Annotated in this window: 16 protein-coding genes; 11 read left to right on the forward strand and 5 right to left on the reverse strand. The window is 72.0% G+C overall.

All coding sequences use genetic code 11. From position 1 onward, the window contains the following. Positions 1 to 48 precede the first annotated feature (48 nt). Complete coding sequence (locus IE248_RS34760) at positions 49 to 924, forward strand: universal stress protein (protein ID WP_190032817.1); 876 nt, start codon at positions 49 to 51, stop codon at positions 922 to 924. 94 nt (positions 925 to 1,018) lie between these two features. Here IE248_RS34760 and IE248_RS34765 read toward each other — a convergent pair whose 3' ends face one another. Then, positions 1,019 to 1,726 (reverse strand): response regulator, encoded by a 708-nt coding sequence (locus IE248_RS34765; RefSeq protein WP_100580616.1) that lies wholly within the window; start codon positions 1,724 to 1,726, stop codon positions 1,019 to 1,021. A gap of 273 nt (positions 1,727 to 1,999) precedes the next feature. Between IE248_RS34765 and IE248_RS34770 the strand changes: the two genes are divergently transcribed. Both IE248_RS34770 and IE248_RS34775 read left to right on the forward strand, forming a co-directional pair. Next, positions 2,000 to 2,326 carry an STAS domain-containing protein gene (locus tag IE248_RS34770; RefSeq protein ID WP_073779421.1) on the forward strand — a complete coding sequence of 109 codons (327 nt, stop codon included), beginning with the start codon at positions 2,000 to 2,002 and terminating at the stop codon, positions 2,324 to 2,326. Between the two features lie 10 nt (positions 2,327 to 2,336). After that, complete coding sequence (locus IE248_RS34775) at positions 2,337 to 2,831, forward strand: pyridoxamine 5'-phosphate oxidase family protein (protein ID WP_229895749.1); 495 nt, start codon at positions 2,337 to 2,339, stop codon at positions 2,829 to 2,831. 17 nt (positions 2,832 to 2,848) lie between these two features. Here IE248_RS34775 and IE248_RS34780 read toward each other — a convergent pair whose 3' ends face one another. Beyond that, positions 2,849 to 4,576 carry a sensor histidine kinase gene (locus IE248_RS34780; protein ID WP_380961801.1) on the reverse strand — a complete coding sequence of 576 codons (1,728 nt, stop codon included), beginning with the start codon at positions 4,574 to 4,576 and terminating at the stop codon, positions 2,849 to 2,851. A gap of 144 nt (positions 4,577 to 4,720) precedes the next feature. On the opposite strand from IE248_RS34780, the gene ppk2 reads away from it, so the two are divergent. Both ppk2 and IE248_RS34790 read left to right on the forward strand, forming a co-directional pair. Beyond that, positions 4,721 to 5,515, forward strand: coding sequence for a polyphosphate kinase 2 (gene ppk2 / locus IE248_RS34785; RefSeq protein ID WP_190032818.1), 795 nt, complete (start codon positions 4,721 to 4,723; stop codon positions 5,513 to 5,515). Between the two features lie 54 nt (positions 5,516 to 5,569). After that, positions 5,570 to 7,267 carry a SulP family inorganic anion transporter gene (locus IE248_RS34790; protein WP_190032819.1) on the forward strand — a complete coding sequence of 566 codons (1,698 nt, stop codon included), beginning with the start codon at positions 5,570 to 5,572 and terminating at the stop codon, positions 7,265 to 7,267. A 99-nt stretch (positions 7,268 to 7,366) separates the two neighbouring features. Here IE248_RS34790 and IE248_RS34795 read toward each other — a convergent pair whose 3' ends face one another. After that, positions 7,367 to 8,596, reverse strand: coding sequence for an APC family permease (locus IE248_RS34795; protein WP_229895750.1), 1,230 nt, complete (start codon positions 8,594 to 8,596; stop codon positions 7,367 to 7,369). Between the two features lie 32 nt (positions 8,597 to 8,628). Further along, complete coding sequence (locus IE248_RS34800; protein WP_190032821.1) at positions 8,629 to 9,036, reverse strand: arsenate reductase ArsC; 408 nt, start codon at positions 9,034 to 9,036, stop codon at positions 8,629 to 8,631. Positions 9,037 to 9,129: 93 nt separating this feature from the next. On the opposite strand from IE248_RS34800, the gene IE248_RS34805 reads away from it, so the two are divergent. Both IE248_RS34805 and IE248_RS34810 read left to right on the forward strand, forming a co-directional pair. Next, positions 9,130 to 9,444 (forward strand): ArsR/SmtB family transcription factor, encoded by a 315-nt coding sequence (locus IE248_RS34805; RefSeq protein ID WP_190032822.1) that lies wholly within the window; start codon positions 9,130 to 9,132, stop codon positions 9,442 to 9,444. A 40-nt stretch (positions 9,445 to 9,484) separates the two neighbouring features. Further along, the gene (locus tag IE248_RS34810; RefSeq protein WP_190032823.1) at positions 9,485 to 10,276 is read left to right on the forward strand and encodes an aquaporin; all 792 of its coding nucleotides are present in this window, start codon (positions 9,485 to 9,487) and stop codon (positions 10,274 to 10,276) included. Between the two features lie 31 nt (positions 10,277 to 10,307). Here IE248_RS34810 and IE248_RS34815 read toward each other — a convergent pair whose 3' ends face one another. Beyond that, complete coding sequence (locus tag IE248_RS34815) at positions 10,308 to 10,670, reverse strand: ArsR/SmtB family transcription factor (RefSeq protein ID WP_008736709.1); 363 nt, start codon at positions 10,668 to 10,670, stop codon at positions 10,308 to 10,310. 111 nt (positions 10,671 to 10,781) lie between these two features. On the opposite strand from IE248_RS34815, the gene IE248_RS34820 reads away from it, so the two are divergent. From IE248_RS34820 to IE248_RS34835, 4 genes are all read left to right on the forward strand, one after another. Continuing rightward, entirely contained in the window at positions 10,782 to 12,149 is a 1,368-nt protein-coding gene (locus IE248_RS34820; protein ID WP_190032824.1) for an NAD(P)-binding domain-containing protein, read from the forward strand. Between the two features lie 200 nt (positions 12,150 to 12,349). Beyond that, positions 12,350 to 12,883 carry a hypothetical protein gene (locus IE248_RS34825; protein WP_190032825.1) on the forward strand — a complete coding sequence of 178 codons (534 nt, stop codon included), beginning with the start codon at positions 12,350 to 12,352 and terminating at the stop codon, positions 12,881 to 12,883. A gap of 27 nt (positions 12,884 to 12,910) precedes the next feature. Further along, a complete protein-coding gene (locus IE248_RS34830; protein WP_190032826.1) occupies positions 12,911 to 13,222 on the forward strand; it encodes a hypothetical protein in 312 nt (103 codons plus the stop codon). 623 nt (positions 13,223 to 13,845) lie between these two features. Further along, a complete protein-coding gene (locus IE248_RS34835; protein WP_190032827.1) occupies positions 13,846 to 21,390 on the forward strand; it encodes a SpvB/TcaC N-terminal domain-containing protein in 7,545 nt (2,514 codons plus the stop codon). Positions 21,391 to 21,397: the final 7 nt, after the last annotated feature.

The following is a 21,397-nucleotide window of genomic DNA, read 5'->3' on the forward strand; positions in this document are numbered from 1 at the left end:
CGCGCCGCCGACCCCGATGCCCCGCGCATCATTACGGAGGACAGACCTGTGAAGCGCACCCTCGTCGTCGGAGTGGACGGTTCCCCCGAGAGCCGGGCCGCTGCCGACTGGGCCGCGCGGGAAGCCGTGCGCCGCGACATGCACGTGCACGTGGTCCATGCCTGGCTGTGGCAGCCGCTCGCCGTCGCGGTCGTCCAGGACCGGGAGACCGAGGACCGCCGGGCCCGGGAGATCCTTCAGGAGACGGAGGCCGAGCTCGGCCACCGCCACCCGCAGCTCTCGCTCTCCGTGGAAGTGGTGGCGGACGTCCCCGTACCGGCCCTGCTGCGCGCCGCCAAGGACGCGGAGATGCTGGTGCTCGGCACCCGCGGGCACGGCGCGCTGGCAGGCTTCCTGCTGGGCTCGTACGGACAGCAGCTGATCGCCTCCGCCGAGTGCCCCGTCGTCTCCGTCCGGGCCCGGGGCGGCAAGCCGGTGCTCGGGGGCGCCGAGGGCGAGGTCGTCGTCGGGCAGCAGGGCGGTGTGGAGGAGTCCGCCCGGGTACTGGGCTTCGCCTTCGAGGCGGCCGCGGTGCGCGGGGTCCCGCTCCGGGCGGTCCGGGCCTGGAGCCTGCCCCCGGTCTACGGCTACAGCCCCGGCTCGATGTGGATCGCCGAGCAGTTCGGCGGGCTGGAGCCGTTCGAGAAGGCGGCGCTGGACCAGGCGCTGGAGCCATGGCGGCCGAGGTTCCCCGAGGTGGAGGTCGTCGCGCACGTGGAGCGGGGCAGCGCCGGCCACGTGCTGCTGTCGGAGGCGTCGGACGCCCAGCTGGTCGTCGTCGGCCGCCGGGTCGGTGAGTCGCCGGTGGGCACGCGGATCGGGTCGGTGGCCCATGCCGTGCTCCACCACTCGGCCTGCCCCGTCGCCGTCGTCCCGCACCACTGACGACCGAGCGAGCCGACGGCGGGCGGACGACGAAGCCGGGCACACCGTCGTACGGAGTGCTGCCCGGCCCTTCCGGCGGGCGGCTCCTATTCCCCTATTCCCCGGCCGGCGCCGGCCGCCGGCCGGGCGGCGTCAGCGCATGGCTGGCGATCACCGCGGCCTGGACGCGCCGCTCCACGCCGAGCTTGACGAAGAGCCGCGAGATGATGTTCTTGACGGTCTTCTCCGCGAGGTGCAGCCGCTTGCCGATCTCCCGGTTGGTGAGACCCTCACTGACCATGAGGAGGATCTCCTTCTCCCGGTCCGTGAAACCGGGAAGCCCCGAGGCCTGTTCCTCCTTGGGTACGTCGCCGCGCATACGGGCCATCAGCCGCGTGGTGGCGCCGGGATCGAGCATCGACTGGCCGGCGGCCACCGTCCGGACGGCGGTCACCAGGTCGGTGCCGGTGATCTGCTTCAGGACGTAGCCGGAGGCCCCGGCCATCACGGCGTCCAGCAGCGCCTCCTCGTCGTCGAACGACGTCAGCATCAGGCAGGCCAGCTCGGGCATCCGCGAGCGCAGCTCCCGGCAGACGCTCACCCCGTCGCCGTCCTGGAGCCGTACGTCCAGGATCGCGACCCGGGGGCGCAGCGCGGGGATGCGGATCAGCGCCTGTTCCGCCGTGCCCGCTTCACCGACCACGGTGAGGTCGGGCTCGGCGTCCAGCAGGTCGTGTACCCCGCGGCGCACGACTTCGTGGTCGTCGAGCAGGAAGACGCTGATGGGCTCCGTCGCGGGGGAGGGGGCACTGCTGCCGGTCATGACGCGACTCCTTGGCCTGGGTTCGTTCGGGGCGCACGGACACCGGCATCCTGCCTTCTCCACGGGCCGGACGGACAGGGCCGGTCGGCCCCCATCGGTGGGGCCGCCCGCGCGGCGGGCTCCGGCCAGGCTGGGCCGGGCTCCGGGAAAGGGACCTTCGGCCCTGTCCGGAGGGCCTGCCGGGCCTTTCCGAGCGCACCCGGAACCGGATGAACTGATGGCGCACGGGGAACGGCGCGACTCGACGGAGCCGCACGCAGCGCGGAGGACGTCATGAAGACCGCCTTGATCGACCTGAAGACCGTGGCCCGGGACGCCCGGGGCCTGAGAGTCTCCCTGGCCGGGGAGCTCGACCTCTACACGGCGGAGCAAGTGGGGCCGCGCCTGCGTGAACTCGCCCGATTCGGCCACCGGGACATCGTTTTGGACCTGTGCGGTCTCTCCTTCTGTGACAGCGCGGGCATCGATCTCTTCATCCGTCTGCACCGCCGTTGCCGTGCGGAGGGAACCCGGCTTCTGCTCTGCGATGTGCCGCCCCTGGTCGTCAAGTCCATGCGGGTGCTCGCCGCAGACCGCGACCTGCAGTTCGTCGTCTCGTGAGGTGCACACCATGGATCAGGAAGCCACGCGGCGACCCGCCGGCCGGTTCGGTGGGATGACGGCCGCCCGGCACATGCGGGATCTGGACAGGTCCGAGGCCCTGCGGCTGCTCTCGACGGTGTCCCTGGGGCGCATCGTCTTCACGCGGCACGCCCTGCCCGCCGTCCGTCCGGTGAACCATCTCGTCGTGGGCGAGGACGTCATCGTCCGGATCCATGAGGACGGGGCACTGGGCTCTCTGGTGGCGCCCGGCGACGTCCCCGGCGTGGTGGTGGCCTACGAAGCGGACGTCATCGATCCCGTCACGCACCTCGGCTGGAGCGTTGTCGTCACCGGTTACGCCAGGGTGGTGGCCGACACCGACGAGGTGGACCGGTACGCGTCCCTCCTGCGCCCCTGGGTGGCCCGCCCGATGACCAGCACGTTGCGGATCCGCCCCGATCTCGTCACCGGGTTCCGGCTGGAGGCGGAGCCGACGCGGCCCCTGCCGGCGGGCCGGAGCTGAGGCCCTTGCCCCGGTCCTCAGTTCCCGGTGGGGAGGGGCGCCCGCCAGACGAGCCGGGTGCCGCCCTCGTCGGGCCTCTCGTGGGTGAAGGACCCGCCCAGGCCCTGCGCCCGCTCGGCGAGGTTGCGCAGACCGCTTCTGCGCTCCTGTGCCCCCTGTGCCGGAATGCCCTTCCCGTCGTCCGAGACGGTCAGTACGACCTCGCCACGGCCGGCCTTGAGGGTCACTCCGACCCGGTTCGCCTGCGCGTGGCGGGCGGCGTTGCTGAGGAGTTCGCCCAGTACCGCCATCACGTGGTCGGCGATCTGCGGCGGTACGTCGGTGTCGAGCAGGCCCTCCATGCTCAGGCGCGGCGGATGGCCGAGGGTGGTGGCCGCGTCGCCGACGGCACGGGCGGCGCGTGCCCGCAGACCGGGTCCGCTCTCGCGGTCCTTGGTGCGCAGCCCGAAGATCGTCGACCGGATGATCTTGATCGTTTCGTCCAGGTCGTCGACCGCCCGCCCGACCCTTTCGGCGGCGCCTTCGTGCTCGACGAGCCGAGCGGCACTCTGCAAGGTCATGCCGGTGGCGAAGAGCCGCTGAATGGCCAGGTCGTGCAGGTCGCGGGCGATCCGGTCGCGCTCCTCCAGCAGTGCTATCTGCTCGGCGTCCCGGCGCCGCTCCGCCAGCTCCAGGGCGATGGTGGCCTGACCCGCGAAGGCGACGAGGGGCTCCAGCTCTCCCTCGCCGAACGCCGGCTCTCCCGCCGCGCGCGCGAGCAGCAGGACGCCCCTGCTCTCCCCGCCCGAGGTGCCCAGCGGGACGGCCACGGCTGGCCCCAGCCCGTCCTGTACCTGGGCCTCGGCCGGGTAGTGGTCGTCGGCCGAGGCCGGCACGGCCGTCACGGGCTTGCCGGCCCGGTGCGCGGCTCCGGAGAGCGTGCCGGAGAAGGGGACGACGAGGCCCTGCCGCGCGCGTGCCTCCGGACCGACCGAGAACTCCACGACCAGGCCGTCGACACCGGCCACGGGCATGGCGATGTCCGCGAGGCGTGCCGTGGTGATCTCTCGTGCGCGGCGGGCGATGAGCTCCAGCACCGCCGGGCGGGAGGCGCCGGACAGCAGGCTTTCGGTGATCTCCGCATTGGCCTTCAGCCATCGCTGCTGGCGCTGCGAGCCCTCGTAGAGCCGCGCGTTGTCGATCGCCACACCCGCCGCCACGGAGAGGGTGGAGATCACCGTCTCGTCCTCGGTGTCGAAGTCGATTCCGCCGCGCTTGTCGGTGAGGTAGAGGTTGCCGAACACTTCGTCGCGGACCCGGATCGGCACGCCGAGGAAGGTACGCATGGGCGGGTGATGGGCCGGAAAGCCGTGGGAGGAGGAGTGCGCGCCGAGGTCGGTCAGGCGCAGGGGTTCCGGGTGGCGGATGACCTCCCCGAGCAGGCCGTGGCCGGCCGGCAGGGGACCGATCTCGGTGATCTCCTCATCCGTCAGCCCCACGGTCAGGAACTGCGAGAGCGTGCGGCCGTCGGGACCGATCACCCCCAGCGCGCCGTACTCCGCGTCGACGAGCAGGGCGCCCGCCTCCACGATCCGCCGGAGCACCTGGGCGAGATCCAGCTCCCGCCCCACCGACACCACGGCCTCCAGCAGGCTGTGTACCCGGTCGCGGGTGCCGCGCACTTCGTCGATGCGCACCTGGAGTTCGTCCAGCAACTCGTCCAGCCGCATCCGCGGTACCCGGGTCAACGGATCCCCCACACCCACGCGCTTCCCCTCCGACGGCCCGCTCGGTTGCACTACCCACGGTCAGCGTATCGACACGCCCGGGCCCGATGTGTGTCGTTGCGCGCGGATGCCCGCCGTGACTGACTTGATCGAAGCACCGGACGACGACGGGGAGGATGCACCATGGCTCTGAAGAAGGCGGTCTACGAGGGCGAGCTGCTGCGGCTCCAGACGGAGCTGATCAAACTTCAGGAGTGGGTGCGCGTGGAGGGTGCCCGGCTCGTGGTCGTCTTCGAGGGCCGCGACGCCGCGGGCAAGGGCGGCACGATCAAGCGCGTCGCGGAGCACCTCAACCCACGTGTCGCACGCATCGCCGCCCTGCCCACGCCGACGGAACGGGAGCGCACCCAGTGGTACTTCCAGCGCTACGTCGAGCACCTGCCCGCCGCCGGCGAGATCGTCCTGTTCGACCGCAGCTGGTACAACCGCGCCGGTGTCGAGCACGTCATGGGCTTCTGCACACCGGCGGAACACCGGCTCTTCCTGCGCCAGTGCCCCGCCTTCGAGCGCATGCTCGTCGAGGACGGGATCCTGCTCCGCAAATACTGGTTCTCCGTCAGCGACGCGGTGCAGGAAGAGCGGTTCCGCGCCCGGGCGGAGGACCCCCTGCGGCGCTGGAAGCTCTCCCCGATGGACCTGGAGTCGCTCACGCGCTGGGAGGCGTACTCCCGGGCCAAGGACGAAATGCTCGTCCACACCGACACCGAGGACACCCCCTGGTACGTGGTCGAGAGCGACGACAAGCGCAGCGCGAGACTCAACATGATCGCCCACCTGCTGTCCTCGCTTCCCTACGAGGACGTCGCCCTGCCCTCGCTCACCCTGCCGCCCCGTCCTCCTTCCACGGGATACCAGCGACCTCCCAAGGACCTCCAGAACGCCGTCCCCGACCATGCGTCCACGCTCGGGAACCACTGAAGCGGGGCGGATGCCGACGAGGGGCCGCCGAGTGCACCGTCAGCGAGGAGCGCCATGTCCGCACCTGGAAGGCCGTCCCTGCTGCCTCCCGGCCTCCGGAGGTACCGCCGGTCGTGGCTCGGCGGTGACGCCTTGGCCGGAATCACCGTCGCCGCGTATCTGGTGCCGCAGGTCATGGCCTATGCGGGGGTGGCCGGGCTGCCTCCGGTCGTGGGGCTCTGGGCCGCGCTGCCGGCCATGGTGCTCTACGCCTTGACCGGTTCCTCACGGCTGCTGTCGGTGGGACCCGAGTCGACCACCGCGCTGATGACGGCAGTCGCCGTGGGGCCGCTCGCAGGAGGAGACCCGGGCCGGTACGCGGTGCTCGCGGCGGCCCTCGCCGTCGTCGTCGGCCTCGCGTCACTGGCGGCCTGGGCCGTACGCCTCGGGTTCCTCGCCGACCTGCTCTCGCGGCCCGTTCTCGTCGGCTACCTCGCGGGCGTCGCCCTGATCATGGTCGTCGACCAGCTGCCCCGGCTCACCGGGGTACGGTCCACCGGCTCCGGCTTCTTCTCACAGCTGTACGCCTTCGCCCTCAACGTCTCGCACGTTCACTGGCCGACCGTCGTCCTGGCCGCCGCCGTGCTCGTCCTGCTCCTGGTGGCACCGAAGTACTGGCGCCTGGTTCCGCGTCCGCTGCTCGCCCTCGTCGTCGCGACGGCCGCGGTGGCGGCATTCGGGTTGGACGAGCGGTACGGGGTCGCCGTGATCGGATCCGTACCCTCCGGGCTGCCAGTGCCCGCGCTGCCGTCCCCCGGTGACCTTCCGCAGCTGGTGATCCCGGCGCTGGGCGTGCTTCTCGTCGGCTACTCGGACGTGATCCTCACCGCCCGGGCCTTCGCCGACCGGGGTGATCCGCTCCCGCTGGACCCCAATCGCGAACTGCTCGCCCTGGGGGCGGCGAACCTGGGGGCGGGCTTCATGCACGGGTTCCCCGTCAGCAGCAGCGCCAGCCGCACCGCGTTGGCCCGGTCCGCGAAGGCACGGAGCCAGGGCTACTCCCTGTTCGCCGCCCTCGCGGTACTGATGGTGCTCCTCTTCCTGGGGCCGCTCCTGGCCCACACCCCGAGCGCCGTCCTCGGCGCCATCGTCGTCTACGCCGCCGTCCGGCTCGTCGAAGTCGGTGAGTTCCGGCGCCTCGCGGCCTTCCGCCGACGCGAACTGCTTCTGGCACTCGGATGCCTCCTGGGCGTTCTGACCCTCGGCATCCTGCGCGGCGTCCTCGTCGCCGTGGCCCTGTCCGTGGTCGAGCTGCTGGCCCGTGTGGCCCGCCCGCACGACGCCGTGGAAGGCATGGTGCCCGGGCTCGCCGGCATGCACGACGTGGACGACTACCCGACGGCGCGGACGGTTCCGGGGCTGGTGATCTACCGCTACGACTCGCCGCTGTTCTTCGCCAACGCGGAGGACTTCCGCCGCCGTGCCCTGGCAGCGGTCGACGAGCAGAGCCCTCCGACGCGATGGTTCGTCCTCAACACCGAGGCGAACGTGGAGGTGGACATCACGGCGCTGGACGCCGTGGAGGCACTGCGCCAGGAACTCGCGGACCGAGACATCGTCCTCGCACTGGCCAGGGTCAAGCAGGAACTCCGGGAGGACCTGGACGCGTACGGCCTGACCGCCTCGGTGGGAGCCGACCGCATCTACCCGACCCTGCCCACAGCCCTGGAGGCCTATCGGGCATGGAGCCGCGAGGCAGGTTTCGAGGCGTAATGAGCGGCGAAGCACGGGAGAAGAGGGGCCGCACAGCAACTGGAGCGGCGGTCCCGGTACGCGATCAGCGCTCCGGCCGGCCCGTCCGGCGCACGGACGTCACCTGCTGCCGCGCGCCCTGCGCAGTCCGTGGACGGCGGCGCCGACAGCGAGGACCACGGCCCCGCAGACCACGCTGCTCAGGGGCAGGGAGAAGCCGAGCAGCACGCAGCCGGCCAGACCCAGGACGGGGACGATCCGGTGGGGCCCGCCCTCGTCCCGGCCGAGGGTGAAGGCGCAGGCGTTGGCGATGGCGTAGTAGGCCAGCACCCCGAAGGAGGAGAAGCCGATCGCCCCGCGCAGGTCGGTGGTCGCGGCGAGCAGGGAGACGACGGCTCCGACGGCGAGCTCTGCGCGGTGCGGAACACCCGAGCGCGGGTGGACGGCCGACAGGCCGTGAGGCAGGTGCCGGTCCCGGGCCATCGCCAAGGTGGTGCGCGAGACCCCCAGGATCAGCGCGAGGAGCGAGCCGAGCGCGGCGACCGCGCCGCCGGCACGGACGACGGGCACCAGCCGTTCGGCGCCCGCGGCCCGGACCGCGTCCGACAACGGCGCAGCGGCGTGCGCGAGGCCGTCCGGGCCGAGCACCGTCAGGACGGCGATGGCGACGAGGGCATAGACGGCGAGCGTGATGCCGAGCGCGGTCGGGATGGCGCGCGGGATGGTGCGGGCGGGGTCGCGAACCTCCTCGCCGAGCGTGGCGATGCGGGCGTACCCGGCGAAGGCGAAGAACAGCAGCCCCGAGGCCTGGAGCACTCCGCCGACGGTGGCGTCCGAGCCGATGTCCAGCCGGGAGGCATCCGCACCGGCAGAGGTCAGGCAGGTGACCACCACCGCGGCGAGCACGGCCAGGACGACCGCGACGATGACCCGGGTCACGAACGCGGACTTCTGCACCCCGGCGTAGTTCACCGCGGTCAGTGCCACCACCGCGGCGACGGCCACCGCGTGGGCCTGTCCGGGCCACAGGTAGGAACCGACGGTGAGGGCCATCGCCGCGCAGGATGCGGTCTTGCCGACGACGAACGCCCACCCTGCCAGGTAGCCCCAGAACTCGCCCAGCCGCTCACGGCCGTAGACGTAGGTGCCCCCGGACCGCGGGTACAAGGCTGCCAGCCGTGCCGAGGACATCGCGTTGCAGTACGCCACGACCGCCGCCGAGGCCAGGGCGATCAGCAGCCCGGAACCGGCGGCGCCGGCCGCCGGGCCGAGCGCGGCGAAGATCCCCGCCCCGATCATGGAGCCCATGCCGATCACCACCGCGTCCGGCACGCCCAGACGCTGTTTCATCGGACCCCCACCCCCACCCCCGCCCATCGGAATCAGCCGGGGAGGAGTTCGCTGACGAGGCCGCGGACGCGGGTCTCGATCTCATCGCGGATCCGGCGTACGGCGTCGACGCCCTGGCCTGCGGGGTCTTCCAGCGTCCAGTCGAGGTAGCGCTTGCCGGGGAAGACGGGGCAGGTGTCACCGCAGCCCATGGTGATGCACACATCCGACGCCTGGACCGCCTCGACGGTCAGGATCTTCGGGGTCCGGGCGGACATGTCGATGCCGACCTCGCGCATCGCCTCGACCGCGGCCGGGTTGATGCTGCCCGCGGGTGCGGAGCCCGCGGAGCGGACCTCCACGCGGTCGCCCGCGAGGTGGCTGAGCCAGGCGGCGGCCATTTGGGAGCGGCCGGCGTTGTGGACGCAGACGAACAGCACGGACGGCTTGGCGTCAGACATGGGGTCTCTTCTCGGCGAACAGCAAGGCAACGGCGCGGCGTCGACATCAGCAGAAGCTGGTGTCAGTGGCTGCTGATGTGAAAGTATCAGCCCATGATGACGTCAGTCGACACTGATCTGATCCGGGTTCTGGCCGACCCGCTCCGGCTCCGGATCGTGACCCTCCTCGCCCGTGAGACGCTCTGCACCACCCACCTCGTGGAGGAGACCGGCGCCAAGCAGACCAACCTCTCCAACCACATGAAGGTGCTCAGGGAGGCGGGGGTCGTGGATACGGAGCCCTGCGGAAGGTACGTCTACTACCGGCTGCGCCCGGAGGTCCTCGAAGCCCTCGCCGGTCAGTTCACCGACCTCGCCCAGAGCGCGCGTGCCACGGCCGAAGCGAACCGCAAGCGGTCCTGCCCGTAGCCTGCCGAGCTCTGCCTCACCTGCCCGAGGAGAACCTGCCTTGACCGCCACAGAGCCCGCCGCGGGCGAGGTCGTAGCCGTTGCCACGGCGTCGCGGCCCGCGCCCGGCGCGACCCCGCCCCGCACCCCGCTGATCGCCCGCACGGCCGCCGAACTGGTCGGCACCGCCGCCCTGGTCGCGGTCGTGGTCGGCTCCGGCATCCAGGCCACCGCGCTCACCGACGACATCGCCCTGCAACTGCTGGCCAACTCCACCGCCACCGTCTTCGGCCTCGGCGTCCTGATCACGCTCCTCGGACCGGTCTCCGGCGCCCACTTCAACCCGGTCGTGACCCTGGCCGAGTGGTGGACCGGCCGCCGCGGAGGGCCCGGCGTCACCGCCCGAGAGCTCGCCGTCTACGTGCCCTCACAGATCGCCGGCGCCATATGCGGGGCGATCCTGGCCGACGCGATGTTCGGCCGGCCGCTGGTCAAGTGGTCGCAGCACGACCGCTCCGCCGGCCACCTCCTGCTCGGCGAGGCCGTCGCCACCGCGGGCCTGATCCTGCTGATCTTCGGCCTGGCCCGCACCGACCGCCTCCGCTTCGCCCCCGTCGCGGTCGCCTCCTACATCGGCGCCGCGTACTGGTTCACCTCCTCCACCTCCTTCGCCAACCCCGCGGTCACCATCGGCCGCGCGTTCACGGACACGTTCGCGGGCATCGCCCCGGCCTCCGTGCCCGGCTTCATCGCCGTGCAGCTCGTCGGCGCCGTGGTGGGCCTGGCGCTGGTGGCCGTCATCTTCATGGGGACCGGACCGGCCGCCGCCCCTGGAGACGCCGAGCTCAGCTGAGGCGGGGGTTGCGGCGCTCCAGCGCCCTCGGTCATGCGGTGGCCGCGCGGGTGAGGAGCCGGCCCATGGCGGCGAGCACGGACGGCTCGACCTTGTAGTACACCCAGGTGCCGCGCCGCTCCGAGGACAGCAGACCGGCCTCGCGGAGCTTCTTCAGGTGGTGGGAGACGGTGGGCTGGGAGACGCCGACGTCGGAGATGTCGCACACGCACGCCTCCCCGCCCTCGTGGGACGCGACCAGGGAGAACAGGCGCAGCCGCACCGGGTCACCGAGGGCCTTGAACATGACCGCGGTCCGCTCGGCCTCCTCGGCCGTCAGCGGTCGTTCCGACAGCGGTGGGCAGCACGGTGCCGCGCTCTCGGGCTCCAGCAGCGGCAATGCGTTCGTGGTCATGGCCCCATCATCCCCACAACTTTGATGAATGTCTATATTGACGAACCTCGATGTGAGGTGCACGCTGAAACCCAGGACATCGACAACTGTCGAATCAATGGGGGCCCCGTCGTGAACGCATCCACCACAGCCACAGCCACAGCCACAGCCGCGGTCCTTCCCGTTGTCGTGATCGGTGCCGGCCCCATCGGCCTGGCGGCCGCCGCCCGGCTCATCGAGCGGGACATCCAGCCCCTGGTGCTGGAGGCCGGACCCGCCGCGGCGACGGCGGTCCGCGCCTGGTCGCACGTGCGGCTGTTCTCCCCCTGGTCCGAGGTCGTCGACCCGGCCGCCGAGAAGCTCCTGGCCCCCAGCGGCTGGGTCCGGCCCAACGGCTCCGCCTACCCGTCCGGGGCCGACTGGGCCGGCCTCTATCTCCAGCCGCTGGCCGACGTCCTGGGTGAGAAGGTCCGCTACGACACCACCGTCACCGGCGTCTCCCGTGCCGGCCGCGACCGCATCGTCGACGCCGACCGCGACACCCAGCCCTTCGTCATCCACTACAGCGGCCCGGACGGCGCGGAGGGGCGGATCCACGCCCGCGCCGTGATCGACGCCTCCGGCACGTGGTCCACCCCCGGCCCGGCCGGCGGCAGCGGCCTGCCCGCAATCGGCGAGAAGGCCGCGGCCGACCGGATCTCCTACCGGATCCCGGACCTCAAGAACCCGGCCGTCCGCGCCCGGTACGCCGGGAAGCGCACCGCCGTCATCGGTTCCGGCGCCTCCGCCTTCACCGCGCTCGCCTGCCTGGCCGACCTCGCCACGTCCGACGACGGCGCCGGCACGCACGCGACGTGGATCCTGCGCCGGGGGATCTCCGGCTCGACCTTCGGCGGCGGCGAGGCCGACCAGCTGCCTGCCCGCGGCGCCCTCGGTCTTGCCGCGAAGGCCGCCGTCGAAGACGGCTACGCCGACGCGATCACCGGCTTCCGCACCGACGCCGTCGAACGCGACGGGGACGGCCGCCTGGTCCTGATCGGTGAGGACAACCGCCGCCTCGCTGCGGTCGACGAGGTCGTCGCCCTCACCGGCCTGCGCCCCGACCTCACCTTCCTCGAAGAGCTCCGTCTCGGCCTCGACGAGCGCCTCCAGGCGCCCATCGCGCTCGCGCCGCTGATCGACCCCAACCAGCACTCGTGCGGCACCGTCTACCCGCACGGCGCGGGCGAGCTGTCCCACCCCGAGAGGGGCCTCTACCTCGTCGGCATGAAGTCGTACGGCCGCGCCCCGACCTTCCTCGCGATGACCGGCTACGAGCAGGTCCGCTCCATCGCCGCCCACCTCGCCGGCGACCACGAGGCCGCCGAACGCGTCGAGCTCACGCTCCCGGAGACCGGTGTCTGCGGCGGCGCGGGCCTCTTCGACCAGCCTGCCGCCGAGGAGGCCAGCGCGGGAGGCTGCTGCGCTGCCCCGGCCACGCTGACGCCCGGAGGCTGCTGACCGCGGTTGCGCATCGCCGGGCCACACGGGCCGAATCCGGACCAGGGACCCGGACACGGCACGCATCAACCTGGCCATGACAGCCACCGTCCTTCTTGCGCCGCCTGCCCGAGGCACCCGTGTCCGGTCCTTAGCCCGAGGCCATGAGGCTTTGGTGTGCGGCGTCGATGTGGAACCGTTCTTGTGTCAGGCTGCGGAGCATGGGGTGGACATTCAAAGTGCACGGCGGTATCGCGACCGTGCTGGGGATCGCGCTGCTGGCGCTGACAGCGCTCACCTGGTTGCCTGGGACCTTGCCGCTGACAGGGTCGAGCTGGCTGCTGGCGGCGATTGTCGTGTTGCTCTTCCCGGTCTTCATATCTGCCCTGGTGCGTGTGTTCCTGACGCGCGCGGACCGGCGCTCGGTTTGGCTGGCTTTCCGGTGCCTTCCTCGAAAGGCCCGGATGGGGCTTGCGGCCTTGGTCCTGTGGGGCGTTGTGATGATGGTCTTGAGTACGGCGGGCCAAGGGAACCTCCAGTCCGCGGAGCTGAGGGAAGGTCGGTACTTCGCTTTCGACACCACGCCGCCCGCGCGTGGCACGGTCGAGGTCTCCCAGAGTCAGTACCAGGCTGTTCTGGAGAGCGATGAGCGCAGCGTGTTCGCGATCCCGGGGTTGCTGTTCGTCGGCGCCGCATACGTCGTCTTGGCGGCCGGGGAGCTGCGCCGAGCAGATCGAGTCCGTGTGCCGTCGTGACCCGTTCCTGGCTGGCATCCTGGAGCGATGGAACGTGGAACCGGCGCCACCGAGAACGGCCTGCGGCATCTGCTCAACGAGTGGGATCCGATCGGCGTCGCTGACGTTGTGAAGGACGAGTACGACTGCATGCTCGCGCCTCTGCTGCAGCGGCTCCGTGGTGGCGCCGGTCAGTCGGATATCGGTGATTTCCTAAGGCATGAGCTGGAGGATCACTTCGGTCTCGACCCGCTGGGGCTGCGGCCGGAAGCGATGGCGGCCCGAGTGGTCTCCTGGTGGACAGCCGCTGGCAGGGCCGGTGGCCCTGGCCACGTTGAGGAGTTGTCCGACGGGCCCTGAAATCGGGCGGCTCGTGGTCGGCGCCGGATGATCCGATAGCCGTCTACAACGAGAGCGGACCAGTGCACGAGCCGCCTCTGTCGGAGATGGAGAAGTCCTGGCTCAGCCGCCGTGCCGACCGGGTAGGTTGCGCGCTCGGTACCAGTCAGGGCACTTCGGGCGCCTGATCTGCACGGAGGCCGCCCGCGGCGTCGGCCGCCGGGCTGTCGTGCCAGTTCGTGGTGTTCAAGCTTGCGGAGTCCGCCCAGGAAGGTTGGAGGGCGGTCACCGTCAGCACGATCTCCGACCGCCCGGCCCAAGTCCTCGGCACGGTCGGACCCGCGGTGACGGTGGAGACCGTCTGTTCAGTCGGCCGGCCCTTTCCCGGCCTCGTGCCGCGCCGGGCCGCCGACGGGGCGCGTGCGGCGCGCTTCGGCGCGCGGGGCCAGAGGCGTGCTTCGAACGGCGCGTATGTCGCGCATGCGGCATACGGGATCGGTGTACTAGCTTCCACGTACCTGGTTGATGATCGCGTGGGGGTTGTGGTGGCCGTCGACAGCGAATCCGCGACAAGCGCAGCCGGCGGTGGCGGCGGGCCCGGCATGACGAGCACACCCGCATCCGCGCCGCACCGTCCGCCCGCCGTGAGCCTGCCGAAGGGCGGCGGGGCGATCAAGGGCATCGGCGAGAAGTTCGCGGCCAATCCGGTGACCGGCGCCGGCGCCATGACCGTGCCGGTCGCGGCCACCCCCGGCCGGTCGGGCTTCGGCCCGGACCCGGCGCTCGGTTACGACTCGGGCGCGGGCAACGGCCCCTTCGGGCTCGGCTGGAGCCTCGGGCTGCCCGCGATCACCCGCAGGACCGACAAGGGCGTGCCCCGGTACGACGACGCGGCCGATTCCGACGTGTTCATCCTCTCCGGCGCCGAGGACCTCGTACCCGTACTGGTCCCCGAGGGCGACCGCTGGGTGCCGGAAGTGCTGCCGCCGCGCACGATCGGCGGCGCCCGCTACACCGTGCGGGGCTACCGGCCTCGTGTCGAGGGCCTCTTCGCCCGCGTCGAGCGCTGGACGAACACCGGGGACCCCGCGGACGTCTTCTGGCGCTCGATCTCCCGCGACGACATCACCACCTGGTACGGGCACACCCCGGAGTCCCGGATCACCGACCCGGCCGACGCCTCGCGCGTGTTCGGCTGGCTGATCTCCGAGAGCCACGACGACCGGGGCAATCTCGTCGCGTACGGCTACAAGCCCGAGGACGACGAGGGCGTGGACACGACCGCCGGCCACGAACGCCACCGGCAGCGCGCCGCCAACCGCTACCTCAAGCGGATCCGCTACGGCAACCACACACCCTGGATCTCCTCCTTCGACACCGCCACCGGCCGGCGGCCGCTGCCCACCGACGACCAGTGGCACTTCGAACTCGTCCTCGACTACGGAGAGCACGATCCGGCCGCTCCCACCCCGAACGCCGCGGGCGCCTGGAGCGCCCGCGCCGACCCCTTCTCGTCGTTCCGCTCCGGGTTCGAGGTTCGGACCCACCGGCTCTGCCGCCGCGTCCTGATGTTCCACCACTTCCCCGACGAGCCGGAGGTCGGTGCCGACTGTCTCGTCCGCTCGACGGACTTCCGGTACGCCCACGGGGTGCACGCGACCCTGACAGCGGTCACCCACCAGGGCTATCAGCGCGACAGCGGGGGTTTTCGCGCCCGCTCCCTGCCCCCGGTCGAGTTCACCTACTCCGAGGCGGTCGTCGACCACACCCTCCGCGAGCTCGACGAGGAGAGCCTGGACGGACTGCCCGCCGGCCTGGACGGCGGAGCCCGGTACCAGTGGGTCGACCTGGACGGCGAGGGACTGCCGGGCATCCTCACCGAACAGGGCGGCGGATGGTTCTACAAACGCAACCTCAGCCCGCTCACCTCCACACGGGCCCGGTTCGGGCCGGCCGAGACCATCTCGTCCCGCCCCTCGCTAGCCCTGGCCACCGGGGCCCAGTTCCTCGACCTCGCGGGGGACGGGCGCGTAGACCTCGTCCGCTTCACCGGGCTCGACCCCGGATTCCAGGAACACGCCTCCGACGGGACGTGGGAGCCGTACACCCCCTTCCTCTCGCTGCCCGACCGCGACTGGGCGGATCCGAACCTGCGGTTCGTCGACCTCGACGGCGACGGACTCGCCGACGTCCTCGTCACCGAGGACGATGCCCTGGTCTGGCACCCCTCGCTCGGCGAGGCGGGCTTCGGACCCGAGCGGCGCGAGACCCGCGCCCGTGACGAGGAACGCGGGCCGGTGCTCGTCTTCGCCGACACCGACCAGTCGGTGCACCTGGCGGACATGAGCGGGGACGGTCTCACCGATCTCGTCCGCATCCGCAACGGCGAGCTCTGCTACTGGCCGAACCTGGGCCACGGCCGCTTCGGCTCGAAGGTCGTGATGACCGGGGCCCCCTCCGACCACCCCGACCGCTTCGACCAGCGGCGCATCCTTCTCGCCGATGTCGACGGCTCCGGTACCACCGACGTGCTCCACCTGCGCGCCGACGGCACACGGATCCACTTCAACCGGTCCGGCAACGACTTCGCGCCGCCCGTACCGCTGCCGTCACTGCCCCCGGCGGACGACCTCACCCACGTCCACGCCGTCGACCTGCTCGGCAACGGCACGGCCTGTCTGGTGTGGTCCTCACCCCTGCCGGCGGACGCCCGCCGCCCCCTGCGCTACCTCGACCTGATGGGCGCAGTGAAGCCCCATCTGCTCACCCGGGTGCGCAACAACCTCGGCGCGGAGACCGAGATCGCGTACGCGCCGTCCACCGCCTTCTCCCTGAGCGACCGGCGGGCCGGTACGCCCTGGGAGACGAAGCTGGCCTTCCCCGTCCATGTGGTCGAGCGGACGACCGCCCGCGACAAGTGGCGCGGCACGGCCTTCACGAGCCGCTACAGCTACCACCACGGCTGCTTCGACGGGGCCGAGCGCGAGTTCCGCGGCTTCGCGCGCGTGGAGCGGACCGACGTCGAGGACTACGGCACGTTCGCGGCGGCCAACGCGGACAGTCCCTATGTCACCGCCGACCACCGGCTCTACCAGCCGCCCGTACGAACGGTCACCTGGCGGCACACCGGGGTGCCCGTCGAGGGCCGGGACCCGCTGCACCCCTTCCGGCACGAATACTTCCGCGCGTCCGAGGAGTACGCGCCGCCGGGCCAGGACCTCGGTACCCTGCCGCTCGGTCCCGGCGAACGACGCGAAGCCGTAAGGGCGTTCAAAGGCGCCCTCCTGCGCGAGGAGACGTACGAACTCGACCTCACCGCCGCGACGGGCGGCGAACGGCCGCCGGTTGCGGTCCGCATCCTCGCGGCCACCTCGCACGCCCACCGCATCCGCCTCCTCCAGCCCCGCTCCGGCCAACACCACGCCGTCTTCCACACCTTCGAGAGCGAGACCGTCGCCCACCACTACGAGCTCGACCTGCGCACCACGTCCTCCGTACCCGCACCGCAGCCCGCGCCCGATCCGAGGATCCTCCACACGCTCAACATCACCGTGGACACCTACGGAACCGTCCTCCAATCCGTCGCCGTCGCATACCCGCGCACGCGGCCGGCCCCCCTCGCCGACCCGCTCCTGCCGCCCGCCACCGAGACCCTCGTCGCCGCCGTGCAGGGCGAGCTCCACGTCGTCTACACCGAGAGCCGCACCACCGATCCGCTCCCGCCCGACCCCGACCGGCACCGCCTTCCGCTGCCCTGCGAGGTGCGCACGTACGAGCTGACCGGTGTCGGACCCGACGAGGCAGGCGACGGGCGCCGGCTCACTCCGGAGGGGCTGCGCCGGTACCGGCTCGGCGAGCGGCACCAGAGCGGCGGGACACCGGTGGCCGAACTCGACCACCACCAACTGCCCGACCGGGTGACCCCCCAGAAGCGGCTCCTCCAACTGGTCCGCACGCTCTACTACGACGAGGCGCTCGACGGGCCGATGCCCCTGGCCGGCCTGACCGCCCGCGCCCTGCCCTACGGGAGGTACACCCTCGCCTGGACCGACCCGATGCTGACGGCGGTCCTGGGTGACAAGGCGACGCCCGAGGTCAGGGCCGCAGTGGCGGACCGGGCCGTCAGTGGCCACCTCGCGGGCCCGGCCGCCGTGCGGCTCCTCGGCGCGGACGCCGCCGGTCGGTACTGGCGCTGCTCGGGAGGCGCGGAGTACGACCCCGACGCGCCGCACCGGTTCTTCCTGCCCTCCGGGTGGGCCGACGCCTTCGCAAACACCACCCGCCTCGAACACGACCCGTACGGCCTCTGTCTGAAGGCGAGCACTGACCCCCTCGGCAATCGCACCGAGGTGCTCGCCCACGACTACCGCGTGATGGCACCCCGCAGGATCCGCGACATCAACGGCAACCACACCGAGGCGCGCTTCGACGCCCTCGGCCTCCCGGCCGCCACCGCGCTCAGCGCGAAGGACGGCACGGGCGACCACCTCGCCGGGTTCGACGCGGCCGCGCTCAACCCCGGAATCGCCGCCCTCACACGGTTCTTCGCCACCGACGACTACGACCCGGCGCACGCCCGGCCACTGCTCCTCGACGCGAGCCAGCGGTGGCTCTTCCACTTCGGCGAGGAACTGCGCGACGGCGAGGTCGTGTGGGCCCAGCACCCGCCCTCCACGGCCGCGCTCAGTCGTGAACGGCATGCCCACGAGCCGGCCGAAAGCCCCTTGCAGGCCGCCTTCCTCTACGCGGACGGCCTCGGCAACGCCCTGGTCAGCAAGGTCCAGGCCGAACCCGACGAGCCGGGCGGCCCCCTGCGCTGGGTCGCCAGCGGCAAGACCGTGGTCAACAACAAGGGCAATCCGGTCAAACGGTACGAGGCGTACTTCGGGCCGCCCGGCAGCGGCCACCGATTCGAGGAGCCGGGCGAGCACGGCGTCACCCCGCTGTACTTCTACGACGCGATCGGGCGGCTGATCCGCACCGACTTCCCCGACGGCAGCCACCACCGCGTCGACTTCTCGCCCTGGGACGTCACCGACCACGACCGCAACGACACGGTCCTGGAACCCGGCAACGGCTGGTACGCGCGGATGAGCACCTCGGCCCTGCCCGCCGAACGCCGTGCGGCGCGCCAGGCAGCCGCCCACGCCGGCACCCCCGGACGCGCCCTGCTCGACGGCCTCGGGCACACCGCCATGACGATCGGCCACAACAGGCTGGACGGCGTCGACGAGAAGCACGTCAGCTTCACCCGACGGGACGTGGAGGGCAATCCGCTCTGGATCCGGGACCCGCGCGGCAACCGGGTGCTCCAGCACGCCGTCCCGCCCCTGCCGCCCGGCGTCCACCCCCTCGACGACCCGCAGAACCTGTCCCCGCGCGGGTTCAGCCCCGGCTACGACCTGACCGGGCACGCGCTGTTCGAGCACAGCCCGGACTCCGGCGAGCGCTGGACCCTCCGGGACGCGGCGGACGGGCCGCTGTTCACCTGGAACGGCCGGGGATTTCGGACCCGTACGACGTACGACGCCCTGCGTCGTCCGGTCGGAACCTACGTCACCGCGACCGGCGACACGACCCCCTCCGGGGCTCCGCGCGACCCGGCGCGACCGGAGGCCCCCGAGGCGCTGGCCGAGTACCGCGTCTACGGCGAGACGCACCCCGACCCGGACCGGAACCTGCGCGGCCGGGCCTTCCGGGTCTACGACGGCGCCGGTGTGGCGACCAGCGAGCGCTACGACTTCAAGGGCAACCTGACCGAGGCCGCCCGCGGCTTCGCCCGTGACCACACCGGCACACCGGACTGGTCCCCCCTGGCCTCCCTCACCGACCCGGACCGGCTCACCGAGGCCGCCGCACCCCTGCTCGAACCGGGCCCGCCGCTGACCATCAGCACGACGTACGACGCCCTCGGCCGCCCGGTCGAGGTCACCACACCCGACGGCAGCGTCACCCGCAGGTCGTACAACGAGGCGGGCCTGCCCGAGCGCGTGGAGGTGAACCAGCGGGGCGCTGCGGCGGCCACCGCGTTCGTCACCGGTGTGGACTACGACGCCCACGGCCGGCGCACCCGCGTCGCCCACGGCAACGGCGCCCGCACCGCTTACACCTACGATCCGTTCACCTTCCGCCTGACCGGCGTGCGCACGACCCGGCCGGTCGGCCCGGACACCTCCGCCTCACCGCTGTTCGCGAACGCCTCCGTGGTACAGGACCTCCACTACACCTACGACCCGGTCGGCAACATCACCCGCATCGAGGACGCCTCGCTCGCCACGATCGCCGGGGTCGCCGCCGCGCGCGACCACAGCCATGACGCGTCCTACCGGCTCGTCGCCGCGAGCGGCCGCGAGCACGCCGGCCAGACCGGCTTCCTGCCGGACCCGCCCGACGCCGGCCGCCGGGACTACCCCTTCGCCGGTGCCCGCGTCCACCCGAACGACCTCCAAGGACTGCGCGGCTATGTGGAGCGCTACCGCTACGACGCGGTCGGCAACCTCATGCACCTCGCCCATCACGAGGGCACCGACGTCGAGGCACCCGGCCCCACCCTGTGGCGGCGCCACCACCAGTACGCCCTCGACAGCAACCGGATGCTCGCCACCAGTCTGCCCGGCGACACCGGCGGCCTGCCCGACTACGCGACGGAGGGCGGCTACGGCGCCCGGTACGGCCACGACGCGCACGGCAACATCACGCGGATGCCGCACCTGCCGCTGATGCGGTGGGACCACGGCGACCGGCTGGCCGCCACCGCACAGCAGGTGGTGAACGAGGGCACGCCCGAGACGACGTACTACGTGTACGACTCCGCCGGCGAACGGGTCCGCAAGGTGACCTTCACCGCGAGCGGGGCCCTCAAGAACGAGCGCCGCTACCTGGGCGGCTTCGAGCTCTACCGCGAGTACGGCACGGGCGGCGGGGCCCTCGAACGCGAGACCCTGCACATCGGCGACGCCGGCGAGCGCGTGGCCCTCGTCGAGACGGCGACGCTCCCCGCGGGCCGGCCCGCGATCCGCTACCGGTACGCCGACCACCAGGAGTCCGCCTGCGTCGAACTGGACGAGAACGGCGCCCTGGTGGGGTACGAGGAGTACCACCCCTACGGAACGACCGCCTTCCAGAGCGGACGCGGCGCCGCCGAGACCGGCCTCAAGCGGTACCGCTACACCGGCAAGGAGCGTGACGACGAGAGCGGGCTGTCGTACTACGGCGCCCGCTACTACGCCCCCTGGCTGGGCCGTTGGGCGAGCTGTGACCCGGCGGGCCTCGCGGACGGACCGTGCCGCTACGCGTACGCGCGGTGCGGGCCGGTACGGTTCCACGATCCGGACGGGCGACTGGTCGACGAGAGCGGGAAGTTCGCCGCCGCGGCCGCCGCTGCCGCACCCACCCTGGAGGCGGCGGGGGTGGTGGCCAGGGCCGCCCCGGGCTACTTCAAGTTGGCGGCGGTCGCCCTCGTCGTCGCCGCCGTCGCCTACGGCGCGTACGTGTACGCCACACACGAGGCGAAGCCGCAGCCGCCCGCGGTCGTCCCGCCGCCGCGCACCGACCCCGACCCCGACCCCAAGGTCGAGCGGATCGAAGGCCGCTGGGTCGACGGGAAGTTCGTTCCCGCCGTTCCGAAGGACCCTGACCCGGCGCAGCCCAAGACCTCCGCCGGGGGAGCGGGCAAGCCGCCGCAGAAGGGCGGCACGGCGACCAAGGAACACGCAGGAGCGGCGCCGCGCAAGAGCGCGCCGTCCCCGTCCAACAACTGGATCGAGGAACGTGCCCGGGCCGACGCGAAGAAGAGGGAGGCGAACAAGGCGGCCCAGAAGGAGTACTTCGACTCCGGCCGCGAGCCCACGAAGCCCGTGCTGAAACCTCAGGACCATCATCTCCTGACGGACAAGGACCCTGAATTCAAAGCGAAGTTCGAGGAGATCCTCAAGGCGGCGAGCATGCCCGGACGGGAGGACCTGACGCTGCAGAGCGACGAGAACATCGTCTCGGTCCCCGGTCACAGGGGGAAGCACGGCGAGGAGTACCACCAGCCGGTGCTTGACGCGCTGGAGAAGGCCCTGGAAGGCAAGGCTCCCCACTCTCAGGAGTACCGGGACGCCCTGACCGGCGAAATGCACAGGCTCAAGCTGGAGGTGCTGGACGAGGCCTCCGACCTCAACAAGATCGTCACCCGACGCAAATAGCGGGCCG

Source organism: Streptomyces goshikiensis (assembly GCF_014650555.1).
GTDB lineage: Bacteria > Actinomycetota > Actinomycetes > Streptomycetales > Streptomycetaceae > Streptomyces > Streptomyces goshikiensis.

Bases quoted from the DNA above. Each gene is read 5' to 3' on its own strand.
- IE248_RS34805 (WP_190032822.1), top strand. From the start codon at position 9,130: ATGATGACGTCAGTCGACACTGATCTGATCCGGGTTCTGGCCGACCCG.
- IE248_RS34765 (WP_100580616.1), bottom strand. From the start codon at position 1,726: ATGACCGGCAGCAGTGCCCCCTCCCCCGCGACGGAGCCCATCAGCGTC.
- IE248_RS34800 (WP_190032821.1), bottom strand. From the start codon at position 9,036: ATGTCTGACGCCAAGCCGTCCGTGCTGTTCGTCTGCGTCCACAACGCC.
- IE248_RS34815 (WP_008736709.1), bottom strand. From the start codon at position 10,670: ATGACCACGAACGCATTGCCGCTGCTGGAGCCCGAGAGCGCGGCACCG.
- IE248_RS34825 (WP_190032825.1), top strand. From the start codon at position 12,350: ATGGGGTGGACATTCAAAGTGCACGGCGGTATCGCGACCGTGCTGGGG.
- IE248_RS34795 (WP_229895750.1), bottom strand. From the start codon at position 8,596: ATGAAACAGCGTCTGGGCGTGCCGGACGCGGTGGTGATCGGCATGGGC.
- IE248_RS34830 (WP_190032826.1), top strand. From the start codon at position 12,911: ATGGAACGTGGAACCGGCGCCACCGAGAACGGCCTGCGGCATCTGCTC.
- IE248_RS34790 (WP_190032819.1), top strand. From the start codon at position 5,570: ATGTCCGCACCTGGAAGGCCGTCCCTGCTGCCTCCCGGCCTCCGGAGG.
- IE248_RS34775 (WP_229895749.1), top strand. From the start codon at position 2,337: ATGGATCAGGAAGCCACGCGGCGACCCGCCGGCCGGTTCGGTGGGATG.
- IE248_RS34770 (WP_073779421.1), top strand. From the start codon at position 2,000: ATGAAGACCGCCTTGATCGACCTGAAGACCGTGGCCCGGGACGCCCGG.
- ppk2 (WP_190032818.1), top strand. From the start codon at position 4,721: ATGGCTCTGAAGAAGGCGGTCTACGAGGGCGAGCTGCTGCGGCTCCAG.